Annotated in this window: 14 protein-coding genes and 5 tRNA genes; 3 read left to right on the plus strand and 16 right to left on the minus strand. The window is 39.8% G+C overall.

What is annotated here, in order from left to right:
* Window positions 1–51 precede the first annotated feature (51 nt).
* The 12 genes from RB214_RS14125 to xerD form a co-directional block, all read right to left on the minus strand.
* On the minus strand, window positions 52–2736 hold the full coding sequence (locus RB214_RS14125; RefSeq protein WP_024606266.1) for a TonB-dependent receptor: 2685 nt from the start codon (window positions 2734–2736) through the stop codon (window positions 52–54).
* Between the two features lie 1213 nt (window positions 2737–3949).
* Window positions 3950–4026, minus strand: a tRNA-Arg gene (locus RB214_RS14130).
* Window positions 4027–4142: 116 nt separating this feature from the next.
* A tRNA-Arg gene (locus RB214_RS14135) sits at window positions 4143–4219 on the minus strand.
* 78 nt (window positions 4220–4297) lie between these two features.
* Window positions 4298–4374, minus strand: a tRNA-Arg gene (locus RB214_RS14140).
* Window positions 4375–4419: 45 nt separating this feature from the next.
* Window positions 4420–4496: transfer RNA gene (locus tag RB214_RS14145), tRNA-Arg, on the minus strand.
* Window positions 4497–4534: 38 nt separating this feature from the next.
* A tRNA-Ser gene (locus tag RB214_RS14150) sits at window positions 4535–4627 on the minus strand.
* 128 nt (window positions 4628–4755) lie between these two features.
* Window positions 4756–4938, minus strand: coding sequence for a hypothetical protein (locus tag RB214_RS14155; RefSeq protein WP_010553261.1), 183 nt, complete (start codon window positions 4936–4938; stop codon window positions 4756–4758).
* A 322-nt stretch (window positions 4939–5260) separates the two neighbouring features.
* Window positions 5261–6796: a lysine--tRNA ligase gene (gene lysS, locus RB214_RS14160; RefSeq protein WP_002961420.1), complete on the minus strand. Its 1536-nt coding sequence runs from the start codon at window positions 6794–6796 to the stop codon at window positions 5261–5263.
* 26 nt (window positions 6797–6822) lie between these two features.
* A protein-coding gene (prfB, locus tag RB214_RS14165; protein ID WP_309167626.1) for a peptide chain release factor 2 occupies window positions 6823–7921 on the minus strand; the annotation gives its coding sequence in 2 pieces (ribosomal slippage) (window positions 6823–7845 and window positions 7847–7921; 1098 coding nt in all).
* Between the two features lie 144 nt (window positions 7922–8065).
* Window positions 8066–9787, minus strand: coding sequence for a single-stranded-DNA-specific exonuclease RecJ (gene recJ / locus RB214_RS14170; RefSeq protein WP_309167627.1), 1722 nt, complete (start codon window positions 9785–9787; stop codon window positions 8066–8068).
* Window positions 9788–9865: 78 nt separating this feature from the next.
* A complete protein-coding gene (gene dsbC / locus RB214_RS14175; protein WP_002961417.1) occupies window positions 9866–10594 on the minus strand; it encodes a bifunctional protein-disulfide isomerase/oxidoreductase DsbC in 729 nt (242 codons plus the stop codon).
* A 63-nt stretch (window positions 10595–10657) separates the two neighbouring features.
* Entirely contained in the window at window positions 10658–11584 is a 927-nt protein-coding gene (gene xerD / locus RB214_RS14180; protein ID WP_002961416.1) for a site-specific tyrosine recombinase XerD, read from the minus strand.
* Between the two features lie 94 nt (window positions 11585–11678).
* Between xerD and fldB the strand changes: the two genes are divergently transcribed.
* Window positions 11679–12200, plus strand: coding sequence for a flavodoxin FldB (gene fldB, locus RB214_RS14185; RefSeq protein ID WP_182195295.1), 522 nt, complete (start codon window positions 11679–11681; stop codon window positions 12198–12200).
* A gap of 82 nt (window positions 12201–12282) precedes the next feature.
* Here the strand turns inward: fldB and RB214_RS14190 are convergent, their stop codons facing one another.
* The 4 genes from RB214_RS14190 to RB214_RS14205 all read right to left on the minus strand — a co-directional run bounded on the left by RB214_RS14190 (window position 12283) and on the right by RB214_RS14205 (window position 15970).
* The gene (locus RB214_RS14190) at window positions 12283–12750 is read right to left on the minus strand and encodes a YHS domain-containing (seleno)protein (RefSeq protein ID WP_309167628.1); all 468 of its coding nucleotides are present in this window, start codon (window positions 12748–12750) and stop codon (window positions 12283–12285) included.
* Between the two features lie 139 nt (window positions 12751–12889).
* Window positions 12890–13336, minus strand: a complete 447-nt coding sequence (locus RB214_RS14195) for a DUF2147 domain-containing protein (protein WP_197185481.1) — start codon at window positions 13334–13336, stop codon at window positions 12890–12892.
* Window positions 13337–13500: 164 nt separating this feature from the next.
* Entirely contained in the window at window positions 13501–15210 is a 1710-nt protein-coding gene (locus tag RB214_RS14200) for a DUF4153 domain-containing protein (RefSeq protein ID WP_309167629.1), read from the minus strand.
* Window positions 15211–15271: 61 nt separating this feature from the next.
* Window positions 15272–15970, minus strand: coding sequence for a tRNA1(Val) (adenine(37)-N6)-methyltransferase (locus RB214_RS14205; protein ID WP_024604197.1), 699 nt, complete (start codon window positions 15968–15970; stop codon window positions 15272–15274).
* Window positions 15971–16045: 75 nt separating this feature from the next.
* On the opposite strand from RB214_RS14205, the gene srmB reads away from it, so the two are divergent.
* Window positions 16046–17272 carry an ATP-dependent RNA helicase SrmB gene (gene srmB / locus RB214_RS14210; protein ID WP_002961405.1) on the plus strand — a complete coding sequence of 409 codons (1227 nt, stop codon included), beginning with the start codon at window positions 16046–16048 and terminating at the stop codon, window positions 17270–17272.
* 273 nt (window positions 17273–17545) lie between these two features.
* A complete protein-coding gene (locus tag RB214_RS14215) occupies window positions 17546–17866 on the plus strand; it encodes a BON domain-containing protein (protein WP_002961403.1) in 321 nt (106 codons plus the stop codon).
* Window positions 17867–17898 lie beyond the last annotated feature (32 nt).

Genomic DNA, 17898 nt, shown 5'->3' on the forward strand with positions numbered 1-17898 from the left:
CGCCTACCACAGTGTATAATTACTGTGACAGACGTAATTTGGTGAGGTTATCTAAAATGAAAAACCAGCTCTTACACCGTAATACCTTGGCATGCCAAAGCTGCCTTTAGGAATGCCTTTACTGGTGTTGTTCCAATACTGAATCGTTTCATCAGAGGCATTATTTACAAATGCTTCTGCGAACCAATTTTGTCCTTGCGGTTCATACTTGATTGAGGCATTGAATACGGCAAACGCATCGCGGCTATCGTCAATGTATTTTGTCGCCTCGTCCGATACGCTAAAGTCCATATCATCTAAGTGTTTATCAACATTCCATACTGTTGAGTACGACTCATCTTTCCAGCTCGCATTAAGCCAGCTATGAATAAAACCATATTCACCTAAATCAAACGTATGTGTGTAGCTGATGTTCGCCGTGAACTTAGGCGTCATCGCTAGGTTATTACCTTTAAGGTTGGTTGATAGCAGTGTATTTTCAGGGTTTTTTGATTCCTCATAAGAAATATCAAAAAGATACTCAGCATCGTAATCCCATTTAGTATTCCAATCGTCCGTCACTTTAGCATCAGTCCAGGTTACATAACCGGTGATACGCCCGCTTGGGTAAGGCTTCCAATCAAACTCAAGCTCAATACCTTTGATTGTTGAACTAGGAACATTTTGTGTGTAATAAGCTATAACTGGCTTGTTTTGAAAATCGAGTACTGGCTCGCCATTTCCATCTAAAACGGGAGAACCATCTTCATCTTCTACCACAGATAAACGCTCTACGTTACCGATTGAGCCCACTGATGCGTATTGCATGTCGGTGTAATCTGTGTAGAAAAATGCGGCTTTTAGGTTTAATGAATTATCAAAAAAGCTCGATTTAGCGCCAAGCTCCCATGTAAGTACTTCTTCTGGATCAAACTTAGTTTCAAAGCGTGTAACGTCACCGGTTCTGTCATTTACGACCTCATATACATCACCAATTCCGCCGGCTTTAAAACCACTGGCAAGGTAGGTATAAATCATAGTTTCAGGTGAGATGTCGTAGTCTAAACCAACACGAAAATCATGATGCTGCCAACTTCCTTTATTATCGTTTGCAAAATATGATGCATAAATTGAAGGATCTTCGTAGTAATCAACTGGCAAATTATTTAGATCAGTTCTATTTAACCAACCTACGGCGCAGCCATCGGCATTAGAACAGCGATATGTTTTACCCCCTTTATCTTCTTTCGTTTCATCACTAAAACGATAACCAAGTGTTAGATGTAATTTTTCAGTTAGATTGTATGTACCTTGACCAAACAAAGCGAATGCATCTGTGGAGCGATCAGGTTGATCCCAAAAGGCTTTATCATCCATCGGGTTATCGTAATAACCTAAGGTCGTGGTTTTTTCGTGGAAATAGTTAGCACCGACAATCCAAATAAAATCGCCGTATTCGTCAGATTGTAATTGCACTTCTGTAGAAAATGATTTAGCGCCAGTGCCATCTAAAAAGTACGTTGCCCCATCCCAAGGATCGAGGCCGACTTCGCTATCTTGTGCTGAAGAGCGTTCCATATCCTCATAGCCAAGTAGCCACACAAGCGAATATTCATCATTTATATCGTAGTTAAGGGTATTTCTAAGATAGGTGATATCTAAATTAAGCTTACCAGGCACATTCACAACAGCTTGATATGTATTATCACTGGGTAAAAAGTTTGTGCAATCGCCACCCAACTCAGCACTTCTACCACGAATTTTATCGCAGTTAACTAAATCGAGATTGTTATTACTGTTATTAACATACTTTTGAAAAACGGTATGATTTGAAAAGCTGCCATCTAACGGCTCCCAAAGTGTACTAATTCTAAAAGAGTATTCATTAGCATTGTTATAAAAGTCATCTTTTTCAGCGGGTGTTAATTGGCGAACTTTTTGCGCCTCTGGATCAGTTCCTGCGCCATCTATCCACCAGTTTTCTCGCTGCGTGACAGTTTGACCAATACCTTGATAAGAATCCTCGGATATAACTGGAGCATTGAGTATATCGTCGCTTAATCGTCTTGAGTCATATTGGTTGGGATCGTAGTAACCTTCGAGATAAGAGTCGCGTTTTAGACCTTTGCCAGAAAACCGTACTGCAAATTCGTCATTAATTGGAATATTGATTACACCACCAATATTTTTGCTGTTGTATTTACCTGCTTCAACATTCACATTGCCATATAAATGAGTGAATTCAGGCTTTGCTGAAATAACATTTATGCTACCAACTGTTGAATTTCGGCCAAATAACGTTCCTTGTGGGCCCCTTAATGCCTCAACTCGTTCAATGTCATACATCAGAGCTAGTGCTCCTTGCATTCTTGGTGAATAAACACTATCAAGGTGCACACCAACAGCAGGGTCGCCAAGCTCGGTAATATTAGTAGAACGTACGCCACGCATCGAGATAACTGGTGCTGATTGATCCGTCGCTGTGGAGATATCTAACCCTGGCACTAGGTTAGCTATATCTTTAACGCTGTTAACCCCATTTTGTCTTAGCTCTGCTTCAGTCAATGCCGTAATGGCAACTGGGGTTTCCATAAGTCTAGTTTTACGTTTAGTTGCTGTTACAGAAATAATTTCTAACGAGCTAGCTTTTTTCTCTGGTGTTTGTATTTCTTCAGTGGAAGCCTCTTGAGCATGAAGTGGCATTGAGCAAGCCAATGCAACGGCTATTGATAATGCTGTTTTATTTATTGTGTGCATGTTCGACCTTTTGATGTGTGTGAACGTTAATTTTGTAACTTTTATGTAACAGCTTCACAGTATCCATAGGGTCTTTTTTGAATACTAGTCAAATACGCCAAAGCGAGTTAGATATAATACAAGCCGATATTAGAACGTATTGGATTAGAGTTTTTAAACAGTAGACCTTCAATTTTATGAACTCAAAGCGAACTTACGCCTTATTTTACAGTTTACTTTGAATAAAAAACCGACTTTCATCGGTTTATTTTCTATTAACCTAATTAGTAATAGAAATGCTAAGCGCAGGACGTATCTTGTAAGAGTGAACCTATGACCGTCTGATTCGTAGCTAGAAGAAGCGGCACTTCTACGTGAGTAAGCTCTTCGTCTACATTGAAAAGTTGGCGGTGGTATTATTTGTAGATCGTAGCTTAAAGGCGTTTAAATACTCATGGTGATTTTGGACTTCTCATTTACTCCTCTTTCACTTTTCTTTGTGCATTTTAGTTTTTAAGGGCGTTATTCACAAAGAGGTTAAGAGGCGCTGCGCTTTTAGAGAAGTGATTAAAACATTATAAATCAGAAGCTGCGCTTCTAACGTAAGCAAGCCCTACGTCTACATAAAAAGTTGCGGTGATATTATTTATAGACCGTAGCTTACAGGCTTTTAAATGGTGATTTTGAACTTCTCATTTACCCCTCTTTCACTTTTCTTTGTGCATTTTAGTTTTTAAGGGCGTTATTCACAAAGAGGTTAAGAGGCGCTGCGCTTTTAGAGAAGTGATTAAAACATTATAAATCAAAAGCGACGCTTTTAACGTAAGCAAGCTCTACGTCTACTTGGAATTTTAACTGTGGTGTTTAGTTCGGTTTAACTGATAGCTGAAGACTTTCTCAAACTTCAGGCACAAAAAAACCGACTTTCATCGGTTTCTTTTCTATTAACTTTATTAGTAATAGAAAGTGGTGGGTGCAGGACGTATCTTGCAAGAGTGAACCTCCGACTGCTTTGTTCGCAGTAGGTTACTCTATCCACATCCACGCTTTAATTTATTTCAGGCACAAAAAAAACGACTTAGTGTCGGCTTATGTATGAAAGTGGTCGGCGCAGGACGTATCTTGTAAGAGTGAACCTCCGACTGCTTGGTTCTCAATTCACCTAAACCTACACTTCACTTCACTTTATTTTAGGCACAAAAAAACCGACTTAATGTCGGCTTGTTTATGAAAGTGGTGGGCGCAGGAGGATTCGAACCTCCGACCGCTCGGTTCGTAGCCGAGTACTCTATCCAGCTGAGCTATGCACCCACTTTCATAGATTGCTTATTTAAACTCTAAGCAGAGCGTATTAATTCAGGCATAAAAAAAACCGATTTCCATCGGCTTATTTTTCTTACACTTAAAAGTGTATGAAAACATGAAAGTGGTGGGCGCAGGAGGATTCGAACCTCCGACCGCTCGGTTCGTAGCCGAGTACTCTATCCAGCTGAGCTATGCACCCACTTTCATTTTTACTATTACTTGTTTTTACTCTAAGTGAGAGTTTTACTTATTTATACTCTAAGTAGAGTTTATAAAGTGGTGGGCGCAGGAGGATTCGAACCTCCGACCGCTCGGTTCGTAGCCGAGTACTCTATCCAGCTGAGCTATGCACCCACTTTATAGTTTGCTTATTTAGACTCTAAGCGAGTTATTAAAGTATGGTGGGCGCAGGAGGATTCGAACCTCCGACCGCTCGGTTCGTAGCCGAGTACTCTATCCAGCTGAGCTATGCACCCATACTTTAAAATTTTACAAAACACGCCATTAAAAGAAATGGTGGAGAGGGAGGGATTCGAACCCTCGATAGAGCTACAAACTCTATACTCCCTTAGCAGGGGAGCTCCTTCGGCCACTCGGACACCTCTCCGTCTTGTGGGGCGTATAATAAAGATTTCAGAAAATATGTCAAACACTTTTCTACCAAAAACGACTATATGGTTATAGATTGCACATATGCTTGGTTTAAAAGTGTAATTAGTTTGAAATTTAAGCGGGTTACGTATTTTTATTTGAAGGATTAACACCTAGCACGGGAACTAAGTCATCAGTTAACTGAGCCAAATACTGTTCTTGGTAACCTAATTGTTGAAATTCAGCGATACAAGCACGGTAGTAAGCGTTTCGTTCTTGCTCTGATGTGCATTCTTCTGATAAATCATCTACTCGTTTGTCTTTCATACTATTATTCTAAGTCCTTTAAGAATCTATATTTAACTGCTAAATACCAGCAGTGTAAATTTCGTGCGTATTCTAGCTAAAACCTTTGTACAAACACAACATATGTTTAAAAAACAATCATACTAAAAAGTTATAGCACTGTTAGTTTTAATATTAAAAACTTCCAGTAACAATAAGTTAGTAAAGCTGAATTGCACATTAATCAGCACTAATAATTACCTTTAATTTTTAGTGTAGTACTTATTAATTAAAACACTAATTATAAGTAAAAAAAACGCCGCTATTAAGCGGCGTTTATTAACTTACTTTGTTCTACTAAAGATTAGTCAGCTTGTGGACGCATATGCGGGAACAAAATAACGTCTTTAATTGTTGATGAATCAGTAAACAACATAACTAAACGGTCAATACCAATACCTTCACCAGCCGTTGGCGGTAAGCCGTACTCTAGTGCGCGTATGTAGTCTTCGTCGTAGTGCATTGCTTCATCATCGCCTGCGTCTTTCTCTTCAACTTGACGAGTAAAGCGCTCAGCTTGGTCCTGTGCATCGTTAAGCTCAGAGAAACCATTTGCAAGTTCACGACCGCCAACAAAAAACTCAAAACGGTCGGTAACAAATGGGTTTTCGTCGTTACGGCGTGCAAGTGGTGATACTTCCCACGGGTAACCAGTAATAAACGTAGGTTGAATAAGCATGTGCTCTGCTGTTTCTTCAAATATTTCACAAAGAAACTTACCTGGACCCCAAACACAGTTTTCAGGAATTTTAACGTGCACTTGTTTAGCGTACGCTTTTAACTCTTCAAAATGGTTTTCTGGGTCGTTAAATACCGCAGCATCAAACTCAGGGTTATATTTTAAGATAGCATCCGCCATACTTAAACGTGTAAACGGTTGGCCAAAGTCGTATTCAACTGAATCGATAACTTCGCCGTTTTCGTCCTTAGTTGTATTAACTACAATTGCACTACCTAGTACGTTTTCTGCAACAGTACGTAGCATGTCTTCGGTAATGTTCATCAGGTCGATGTAATCAGCGTATGCTTGGTAAAATTCAATCATTGTAAATTCTGGGTTGTGGCGTGTAGATAACCCTTCGTTACGGAAGTTACGGTTAATTTCAAATACACGATCAAAACCACCTACCACTAAGCGCTTTAAGTAAAGCTCTGGCGCTATACGTAGGTACATGTCGATATCAAGCGCGTTATGGTGAGTCACAAACGGACGCGCAGATGCACCACCAGGTATAACCTGTAGCATAGGTGTTTCTACTTCCATAAAGTCACGGTCTGCTAAAAAGCGACGAATACCTTCAACTACTTGTGAGCGAATGCGGAATGTTTCGCGCGTTGCTTCGTTAGTAATTAAGTCAACATAACGTTGGCGGTACTTTGTTTCTTGATCTGATAAGCCATGGAATTTTTCAGGTAACGGGCGAAGTGACTTAGTTAGTAATTGATACTCAGTCATTTCTACGTATAAATCGCCTTTACCCGATTTATTTAACGCGCCTTTAACACCTATAATATCGCCAGTGTCTAGCTGACCATATTTTTCTTTAAGGTCTTTTTGAACATCTTTAGATGCATACGCTTGTACGCGACCTTTCATGTCTTGAATTACAAAAAACGGTCCACGCTTTGCTAAAATACGTCCAGCAATAGACACAACTTCTTGTAGTTCAACTAATTCTTCTTTGCTCTTATCACCAAACTGGGCTTGCAAATCAGCCGTGTAATGCTCACGACGGAATTGGTTTGGATGACCGTTGGCTGGGCAATTTTCGCGTATCGCGTCTAACTTGCCACGACGCTCAGCGATTAACTTGTTTTCGTCTTGGATTTTATCAGTCATTTTTTAGCTCTTTATTAGCTTGGTGGTTATAGGCCAGATTTAAGGCTGGCTTCAATAAATTTATCTAAGTTACCGTCAAGTACCGATTGGGTATTGCGGTTTTCAACGCCTGTGCGTAAATCTTTAATACGTGCGTCATCAAGTACGTATGAACGTATTTGGCTACCCCAACCTATATCAGATTTAGCGTCTTCTTGCGTTTGTTTTTCAGCATTTTGCTGCTGTAGCTCAAGCTCAAATAATTTAGCTTTTAATTGCTTCATCGCTTGGGCTTTATTTTTATGCTGTGAACGCTCGTTTTGACACTGCACTACGGTATTTGTTGGTACGTGAGTAATACGAACTGCCGATTCGGTGGTGTTAACGTGCTGACCACCAGCGCCTGATGCACGGTAAACGTCTATACGTAGGTCTGACGGATTAATATCAATTTCAATATTATCGTCAATCTCTGGGTATACAAACGCAGAAGCAAATGAGGTATGACGACGACCACTTGAGTCAAACGGGCTTTTACGCACTAAACGGTGAACGCCTGTTTCTGTACGTAACCAACCGTAAGCGTATTCGCCAACAAAGCGAACTGTTGCGCCTTTAATACCGGCAACATCACCGTCGGTTGCTTCAACTAGCTCAACTTTAAAGCCTTTAGCCTCGCCCCAACGTAAATACATACGAAGTAGAATGTTACACCAGTCTTGTGCTTCAGTGCCGCCAGAACCCGATTGTAAATCAAGGTACGCATCGTTTGAGTCATGAGGACCTGAAAACATACGACGAAACTCTAAACCTTCTAACTGCTCGTTTAGATCGCTAAGTTCGCTTTGTGCTTCATCAAAGGTATCTTGATCTTCGGCTTCTACAGCAAGTTCAAGTAGACCTTCAACGTCGTCAGTACCGGCTACAAGGTTGTCGATTGTTTCAACAACAGCCTCTAATGCTGATTTTTCACGGCCAAGCGCTTGTGCGCGTTCAGGCTCATTCCATACGGCTGAATCTTCAAGTTCGGCGTTAACTTCTTCTAGGCGTTCTTGTTTAAGAGCGTAGTCAAAGGTACCCCCGAAGCAATTCAGTACGTTCGCGAATTGCCTTGATTTGGTTAATCACAGGATTCACTTCAAACATGTACATCACTCCAAAATGGCTAGGTAATTGCGCCCCTTTACATGGGATTTTCGCAACAAATTATCGTCAAATGATAAAAACGCCCGATTTTAACAAAAAACCGCGCGCTTTATTAGCCTTTTATGCATGATTTGTGCATATTTTTTAGTGCACTTTTTCAAGCTCTCTAACTATTAATTGCAGCGTAAATTTACCTCTAAACTCATTTATATCGAGTTGATAGGCTACTTTTACAAACTTCGCTTCTGTGTCGGGCCATTCTTTTACATCAATACCAAAGGCAATGGCGTCAACTAATCGCCCTGATTGATGCTTTAATACAAGTTTTAAGTGCTTTTCGCCGACTATGCGCTGCTGTATTACTTCAAATGTGTGCTCAAACACCGGCTCAGGAAATTGCTGCCCCCACGGGCCCGATTGCTTTAATAGCTGAGTAAACTCCATCGTAAAGCAGTCGTTTGGCAGCTCACCGTCGGTAAATACAATACAGCGCTTACTTTCTTCACTCAGTTGCGCACTCACTGCAGCATCAAATGCCTTTTTAAAGTCGTTAAAGTGTTGCTCATTAATACTTAAACCAGCGGCCATTGCGTGGCCACCAAATTTATTAATTAAGTGTGGCTCAGCAATATTAAGCCCTTCGAGTAAGTCGCGCATGTGCAACCCTTCTATAGAGCGGCACGAGCCTTTTATTTCACCATTTTCGCCACCAGCAAATATAACGGTTGGTCGGTGGTACTTTTCTTTTAAGCGACCAGCCAAAATACCAATAACACCTTGGTGCCAATCGTCTTGAAACAAGCAAATTGCATCAGGGACGTTATCGTCGCTAAATGCGAGTCTATCAAGCACGGCTTGCGCCTCGGCTTGCATGCCTTGTTCTATTTCGCGCCTTGCAAAGTTTAAGCTATCGAGCTCGCTGGCAATACTACGTGCTTGGTTTATATCGGTGCTAAGTAAGCATGCTATACCCAAACTCATGTCGTCTAATCGCCCTGCTGCATTTAAACGCGGGGCAAGTGAAAAGCCAAAGTCGCTTGCGCTTAAGCGCGCAGCATTGCGGTTAGCCACCTCAATAAGCGCGGTAATGCCTGGGCGTGTTTTACCACTGCGAATACGTGCTAAACCTTGATGTACTAAGGTACGATTATTTGCATCAAGTGCGACCACGTCAGCAACCGTACCAAGCGCTACAATGTCGAGCAAGTTAGCTAAATTAGGCGGCGGTTGCTGCTCAAAATAACCAAGGTCTCGCATTACGCTTCTCAGTGCTATCAGTAAGTAAAAAGCAACGCCAACGCCTGCTATAGATTTAGACGGGAAGTTACATTCGTGCCTATTTGGATTTACTATAGCATCGGCATTTGGCAGCTGCTCACCTTGTAAGTGATGATCTGTTACCAGCACTTTTATACCAACCGCTTTTAAAATATCAATACCAGCAATACACGATATGCCGTTATCTACGGTGATCACTAAATCAGGCTTTATTTGTACTATTTGCTCTGCAAGTGCGGGGCTTAAACCATAGCCTAAGCTAAACCGGTCAGGAATTAAGTAATCTAAATGCTTAAAGCCAAACATCTCAAGGCCTTGCATTAATGTTGCAGTGCTTGTTGCGCCATCAGCATCAAAATCGCCGACTATTAATATTTGGCTTTGCGTCTTTAATGCTTCAATTAATAAATCGCTGGCTTTGTCGATATCTTTAAACAATTTAAAGTCGTGAAGCGTAGCTACGCTGTTATTTAGCTCGTCGGCATTAAATACATTGCGGTTAGCATAAATTTGTTTAATTACAGGGTGTAAATTACTCGGTAGATGCGAGTCGTCAACGTTTTCACGCGCAATGATTAGTTTTTTCATGCAGAGTTTTAACTTTTTGGGTCGTATTAAAAAGACAAAAAAAGGCCATCAAGGCCTTTTTATTAGCTATAAAACGTATTACGACGCTTTGTTAGCATCTAATGCTGCTTTTAGTGCTGCTGCTGGCTGGTAACCTGGGATCATCGTACCATCTTCTAAAATAATGGCTGGTGTGCCGCTAATACCAAAGCTTTGGCCAAGCTGATAATGCTCTGCAACCGGTGCGCTACAACCTGCAACTACTTTAGTGCTTGTGCCCGACTTAGCTTCTGTTAGTGCTTCTTGCTGATCGCGTGCACACCATACGTTCATTAAATCGGCGTAACCTGAACCTTGTAAGCCTCCACGTGGAAACGCAAGGTACTTAACGGTAATACCCGCATCAAGTAAATCGTCTAACTCGCGATGTAATTTACGACAGTAACCACAACTAATGTCGGTAAATACGGTAATACTGTGTTTTTCGTTTGGTGCTTTGTACACAATCATCGAATCTTCGTATTCTTTAATGCCCTCAACACGCACGCCGTTTAATGCTTGCTCTGTTAAGTTGTTACGATTATTTAAATCGATTAACGTACCTTGCATTAAAAATTGACCATCTGGACTTGCGTAAAGTACGCCTTTATTAGTGATCAACTCTTTTAAACCCGCTACTGGGCTTGGGTTGATTTGCTTTACAGTTACACCAAGCTCGGCAAATTTAGTAATAATAGGATCATTAGCATCTGGTGTTACAGCAACGCCATTTGCAAATGCACTAATACTTGTGCACAACATGGCACCTGCTAACATTAATTTTTTCATAACTTCTCTCTATCCTAAAAATGCTTAATATATTGACCGGCTTAATAACATTTACTTTCAAATTTACGCGCGCGGATGATGCTCTGCGTGTACCGACTTTAACCGTTCATTGGCAACATGGGTATAAATTTGCGTCGTTGATAAATCGCTATGGCCCAACATCATTTGTACCACACGTAAATCTGCCCCATGATTTAATAAGTGCGTAGCAAAAGCATGGCGCATGGTATGGGGCGATAATGGAGACTCAACTGATGCCAAAATAGCATAGTGTTTAATTCTATGCCAAAAGGTTTGTCGCGTCATGCCTACTCCGCGCTTAGATGGGAACACAAAATCGGTGGCGTGTTTTATCATTTGTGCACGCCCACCCTTTAAAAATTGCTCCAGCCAATACATGGCTTCTTCACCCAATGGCACTAAGCGCTCTTTGTTACCCTTGCCTTTTACAAACACAACCGCTTGGCGCAAATTAATTTGCTCCATACGAAGCCCAACAAGCTCACTTACACGCAACCCCGTTGCATAAAGTAGCTCTAGCATGGCCTTATCGCGCAGTCCCATCGCTTCTTCGGTGTTAGGCGCATTTAATAATGCCTCAACTTCAGCTTCTGAGAGTGTTTTAGGTAACGACTGTCCGGCTTTTGGTTGAGCTATGTTTAGCATGGGCGAATCACTAATTATTTTTTCGCGCACAAAATACTGATAAAAACGCTTTAGCGCACTAATGCTACGTGCTGTACTGCGTGGTTTTAAACCTAAATCAACTCGATGCGCTAAATAGCTTTCTATGTCGAGCCCCGTTACCGTCATTAAATTTTCGCCCTTTAAAAATAGGCAAAACTTATCTAAATCACTGCGATAAGCGCTTAATGTATTTTCGCTTACGCCTTGTTCTAAGTACAGGCTATCTAAAAAGGTTTCTAGGTAGTCGCTATTACTGCTCATACTGCTGTTATTTTCAAAAGAATCGTCAGATAGCGTTGTCACATTATGCTCTCATGCTTTGCTAAGGTATCAATTAAAAATACCTTACGGTAAACTTGAGCCTATCATATCAGGCAATTACACAGTGATAAATACGATGCAAATTGGTTTATTTTTTGGTTCTACTACGTGCTACACCGAAATGGCAGCAGAAAAGATTCGCGACATTATTGGTGCCGATATAGTTACCCTGCACAATATTAAAGACGAGCCACTAAAAAATGCAGAGCAGTACGACTTTATCATCTTTGGTATTTCAACATGGGATTTTGGTGAAATACAAGAAGACTGGGAGTCAAAGTGGGACGACATAGCCGACGTAAACCTAAAAGGTAAAACCATTGCTTTATTTGGCATGGGCGATCAACAAGGTTACGGGCAGTGGTTTCAAGATGCGCTAGGCATGCTACACGACGAAATAAATACGCAAACATTTACTCAACTTGGTTTTTGGCCAAACGACAGTAGCTACGAGTTTGAAGCTTCAAAAGCATTGACGCCTGATGGTAAACAGTTTGTAGGACTCGCGCTCGACGAAGACAGCCAATACGAGCTAAGCGACGACCGCATTGCAACATGGGTTGAACAGGTAATGACTGAATACGGCGAAACGCTTTAATTCACTTATCAATACCGACAAATAAAAAGTAAAAAGCCCACAACTAGTTTAGCTGCGGGCTTTTTAATTAATATAAATCAATTTATTGAAACGTCATCACATTGGTTGTTTGTGGGTAGTACCCATCAGCCATAACAATGTACGGTAGTAAATTACTTAACCATTTTTGCTGTACGCTTTGGCTATAATTTAAGTAAAGCTTATCTTCGTGAATATAAAATGCTTCAGGGTCTATCCCTACGGCATTACCCTCATCAGCCATTGCATAAGCGCACCAGCCACCGTATTGCGGTGCATAACGCTTTGGGTTTTCTGCAAATGTCGTTTTGTTTTCTTCACTCGAAAAATGCCAGTCAGCACCTAAATAACTAAACGTATATTTGTCGCTACCTTTAACGGCTTTATTTTGCGTAAAATATGCAACGCTGTCGTACCCTTTAATAGCCGTGTTATTAAACCAACCCGCATTTACAGCATCATCCTTTGCGCTTGCTCCACCGCTTATTAACAGTGTGCTCAGCATTATTAAAGCAACTATGTACTTAATCATCTTTTTTCCTTTATTATTTACTCAAAATTGAATGCCAATTAAATATAGCTGGCTTAGTGAGTAAGAAAGGCAAAGCGCAAAAATGATTTCAGTTAATACTTAATTATTTAACGTTTAGTGATTAAATAAGTAGTAAAACTTACTCTACTTTTAACCAATATTGATTACGGTAAAAAAACCCAATGTAGCCGCGTACTTCGAGCTTTTTACCTTCATCTTGCGGGGTTAGTTGTAAAGTGTAGGTTTTACCATTTGTTGGGTCGAGTATTTCTCCGTCTCCCCAAACGCCATCATCTTGTGCTTTTACATCGGTGATTATAGTCATTCCTAAAATAGGCTGATCTTTTAACTCATCATCGCATTTACTACATATATCATTTTGTTTTGCAGGGTTAAGAATGGTTTCAACTTTGCCGCTTAATACACCGTTGGTTTGGGTAATACGTACATACGACTTAGCTTGGTTTGTATCCTCATCAATCGTTTTCCAAAGGCCTACTGGCGTAATAGTAGCAAACACACCTTGGCTTGCAAAAATGGTGGCTGCTAACGTGCTAAGTACTGCTAATTTATTTAACTTTTTCATTGTGTTGCCTTTTAAATTAAGTGGCTAATAGCTAAATCATATCAGGTGATTTATAAACACACTATTAAAGCGCTGTACATAAAATAAAAAACCAAAAGCAAAAAACCTAAACTAATAATCATTAGTTTAGGTTTAAGGGGCAGTCGCATAAAAAAAGTTACGCATTACCTCACTTTAAAAACAACATCCCCTATTTTTAGATTTGAATATTCAGGCTCAACTAAAGATAATTCGTTATTATCAATCATGCTTTTAAGGTATCTAATCTCTTCAGGATTTTCGACATTCATATACCTTGATCGCCACTTACCCATGTCGAATAACCAGAAATATGCGGCTATATTTTCATTACTTTCGTCAATCACTATAAAATCGAGTTCATCATCCTTGTTCAAATCCATGCCAATGAAATAGTAAGTATGTTCTTTTAAAGAGTTACGATCGTAAAAATGTTGTTCAGAAAATACTGCCTCTATTAAACCTTGAGGTATTAGCGCTTGTGATGGCCAAAATACACTGCGCTCAATAAAATCACCGACTGTGTGTTCAAGCGTTAAAGCAAACTCATTATTTACATACATCCTATCGATGATAGCGTATTGCTCTGGGTGACTCGTTTCAATTTTCTGTTTTAATAACTGCATAGCTAAATAACCTTGGCGTCCTAAGCTGTACTCAAAATAGTAATAGTCAAACTTTTCTATTGTTACTTTATCTGCATCTAAACGCGCTATTTGGCTGTTTGTAGATAAGCTTTGAAAATTTAATAAAGGGGAGTTAACAGCAAGCATACTAACGAGCACCACCCACCCCATCACAATATTTATTTTGCTAAGCGGCTCTAGCCAATTGTCTCGCTTTGTTATAATTCCAACAAGATAACTAAACGAAAAACACGCCAATAAAAACCAAATAAAAATGCCCCAACAACGATCTACTGTTAGCCCATGCTGCTCTACCCGTAAGTAAATTCCATAGGCAGAAATAACACTATAAACTGGAAGTAACGCAACGCTTATAAAAACGAGTCGGTGCAAGAGCATGTGATAAGGGCGAACTGATGAGTCATCTTTATAAACAGTGTTAACAAAAAACAACGTGAGCACCTGCAGCCACATTACTAATAAACTGCCGCTTCCGGTCTCCCATAATTTATTGAGTCCGGTAAAAGGAAGTGTTGCTAAAAAACCGAGAGAAATAACTGATAAAACAGGCAATAAAAACTTAATTAAAGTTTGTAGTAAAAAAGCGATATTATCTTCAATGTTCAAAAGCTTTCTAAATATGACACTCGCAAAGGCAAATGCGAGCGTTAAGGTTGGGATCCAAAACCATTCATTTCTTAGTAGCTCAGAGAAAAATTCTATATCTAAAATATCAAATAAAGCCGCACCTAAATTTAGAATTCCCCAAAAAATAAGTACAAACAGCCAGCATTCTCCAAATATTATAAAATTACGCCAAGAGAGCTTAAATAAACGACTGTAACTAACATTTTCTGAGCTACCAAATTGTTGTATGTACATAAGGCCTTTAAAGCCAGCTATTAAACTAGTAAAAATAAAAACTGACATTAAAGTGTTATTACTTACGTACTCTTGAGGCTCTTGCTGAAAGCCAACATACGCCCCCAATAAAGATAACAACAAGGAAAAAGGAAGGATTAAAAGCAACGACGTTTTTATATTATTTTTATTAACGGTCATTAGCATTAATAAAGGAAAGCTCATAGAAAATGTAATAAGTGAGACTAACCATGTAGGGCTTGTTGCTGGCCACACATTATTTTCTATACTGCTATACAAAAGGGTAAGAGCAATAGCCTGTAATACGGCAAGTATAATTATAAAAGATTTTGGTAACTGACTATCCATATCTGTTCTCAACAATAGGTTTTAGTCAGTTTGCGTTATTCGTTCCTATTTTACAATTGCTTTACATTTTCAAATAAAATGCTTTGCACAGAGCTATATAATCAGCGGTGTAGGTATTATCTAAGTTTCTAATACACAGAATTGATGTTTCTATATCGCTTTTTACGTAGCTAAATGCCATTAAACTGCGGCTAATATCTTTATTAGGCGTGGCTTTTACTTGGCAATGAGCATTTAAATAAAGCCCATTTTGAGTAGCAAGCTCAATAAATAATGCGCCTTCAACGCTTGGGAGTATTAAGCTAAAGCGAGAACCACTATGGCTTAAGCGTTTAAAGGCATTTATTAACTCTTCAAAACTTAAGCCGTCGGTATGGCGTGCGGTATTACGCGCAGCATTATCGCCTTTTAAACTGTGATTAAAATACGGTGGATTAGAGATAACAACATCAAATTTAACTTCACTACTAAAGCTTTGAATAGTTTGGTGCTTAATACTTATTGTTGGCCACGGACTATTAGCTACATTTTGTAATGCTTGGGTATAGGCGCTTTCGTCAATTTCTACCGCAGTTATATCAAGCTCATTACTGCGCTGCTTACACATTAATGCTAGTAAGCCGGTCCCTGTGCCTATATCAAGTAATGACTTTGCACCGCTTAAATTAGCCCATGCGCCAAGCAAAATGCCATCGGTAGAAACTTTCATTGCACAGTCGTCGTGTTCAACTTTAAATTGTTTAAATACAAAACCAGACATTTTTTCACCTTTTCATTCACCAAGCGCAGCATAGCGCGTATAATCAGGGTAATTGTCCCTTATTTTAGACACTCTATGCAATTTTCTGAATTTGATCTTGATAACAAGCTACTCGATGCCATTAATAAAATGGGCTACGAGACGCCAACCAGCATTCAACAACAAGCTATTCCTGAAGCACTACAGGGGCGCGATATTTTAGCATCTGCGCCTACTGGTACAGGTAAAACAGCGGCATTTTTAATTCCGGCTATTCAGTACTTACTGGATTTCCCACGTCGTGATCCTGGTTTTGCGCGCGTCCTCGTTATGACCCCGACTCGTGAGTTGGCTTATCAAATTCATGAACAATGTGAACTGCTAGCTAAACGCACACACCTAAAAATTGGTGTAGTAACAGGCGGTATTAACTACGGCACGCATAAAGAAATTTTTGAAAAAAATAACGATATTTTAATCGCCACACCAGGTCGATTAATGGAATACCTAGAAACCGAAAACTTTCATGCTGAACACGTAGAAATGCTTATTATCGATGAAGCAGATCGCATGTTAGATATGGGTTTCAAAAAAGAAATGAGCCGTATTTGTGACGAAGCTAAAAATCGTCGCCAATGTTTTTTATTCTCAGCAACACTCGAAGGTGACAGCGTAGAAAGGTTTGCTGAAAAAACATTAAACGACCCAGCTCTATTAGAAGCTGAATCGTCACGTAAAGAAAAAGCTAAAATTCACCAGTGGGTACATTTAGCCGATGACTATCATCATAAACTAGAGCTTTTAGTAAATACCTTAAATGGTCCAGACGTGACTAAAGCAATTGTGTTTGTTAAAACCCGTGAGCGTTTAGAAACACTGATTGGCGAGCTAACCAATAACGGCGTTAAAGCAGCTTGGTTACGCGGCGAAATGCCACAAGACAAACGTATGAAAGCCATGGAAAACTTCCACAGTGGCAAAACACGTATCTTAATTGCTACCGACGTAGCTGCACGTGGTATTGACGTATCTGACATCAGCCACGTTATTAACTTTGATATGCCGCGCACTGCCGACGTATACGTACACCGTATTGGTCGTACTGGCCGTGCTGGTAAAAAAGGGATTGCAATATCATTAGTTGAAGCACACGACATTGGTATTTTGTATAAAGTAGAGCGCTACGTTGAACAAAAACTAAAACGCCGTGTAATTAAAGGTGTTGAGCCACAGCATAAAGAAGCTAAGCCGCCGGCTAAAAAGCGTAAAGATCCAGTAAAAATGAAAGCCAAGAAAAAGGCCAAGGTTAAAAAGAAAAAGTAACCTAACATACTTTTATTCTAAGCCGACTTTTGTCGGCTTTTTTAATGCAAGCCTTACAGGCTCTGGTGTTTGTACCTGTTAAATATGTAACCCAAGCATGTAACTCATACTCATTTAAATGTAATTTTTGCCCACCTTAATTCCCACTTAATAAAATCACTTTATATTTCATAGCGTTAAAATTGGCACCGAAATTGTAACTACAAAGATAACCTAGCCGATGGAATTTCCATTTTGTGGCTGCACTATTCACCGTAATGTAAGGATTAAGTTATGAACCGCTTCAAGTTAACTATCGCTTTAGTATCATTTTGTTGTTTATTTTTATTAGCTTGCGCTACAAAGGTAAGTGCAGCAACCAACATGGCCGTAGTAAGCAGTGTAGCCACTCAACCTAACCTACAACAAACTATCACCAACACCCTACGAACTAACCCTAACCTAGCGTTAAGTGATATTCGTGTGCAGGTAAAAAATGGTGAAGTAGATTTATACGGTGAAGCACAAACTGGTTTTCAGCGCGCACTGGCTCAAAAATTTCTAGAAAATATAGATGGGGTTAAAATCATTCGTAACAAAATTAGCGTTATTTAATACGCACCACAAAAACCTATTTGTATGACTAA

It is taken from the genome of Pseudoalteromonas sp. HL-AS1 (assembly GCF_031198785.1).
Taxonomy (GTDB): Bacteria; Pseudomonadota; Gammaproteobacteria; order Enterobacterales; family Alteromonadaceae; genus Pseudoalteromonas; species Pseudoalteromonas distincta.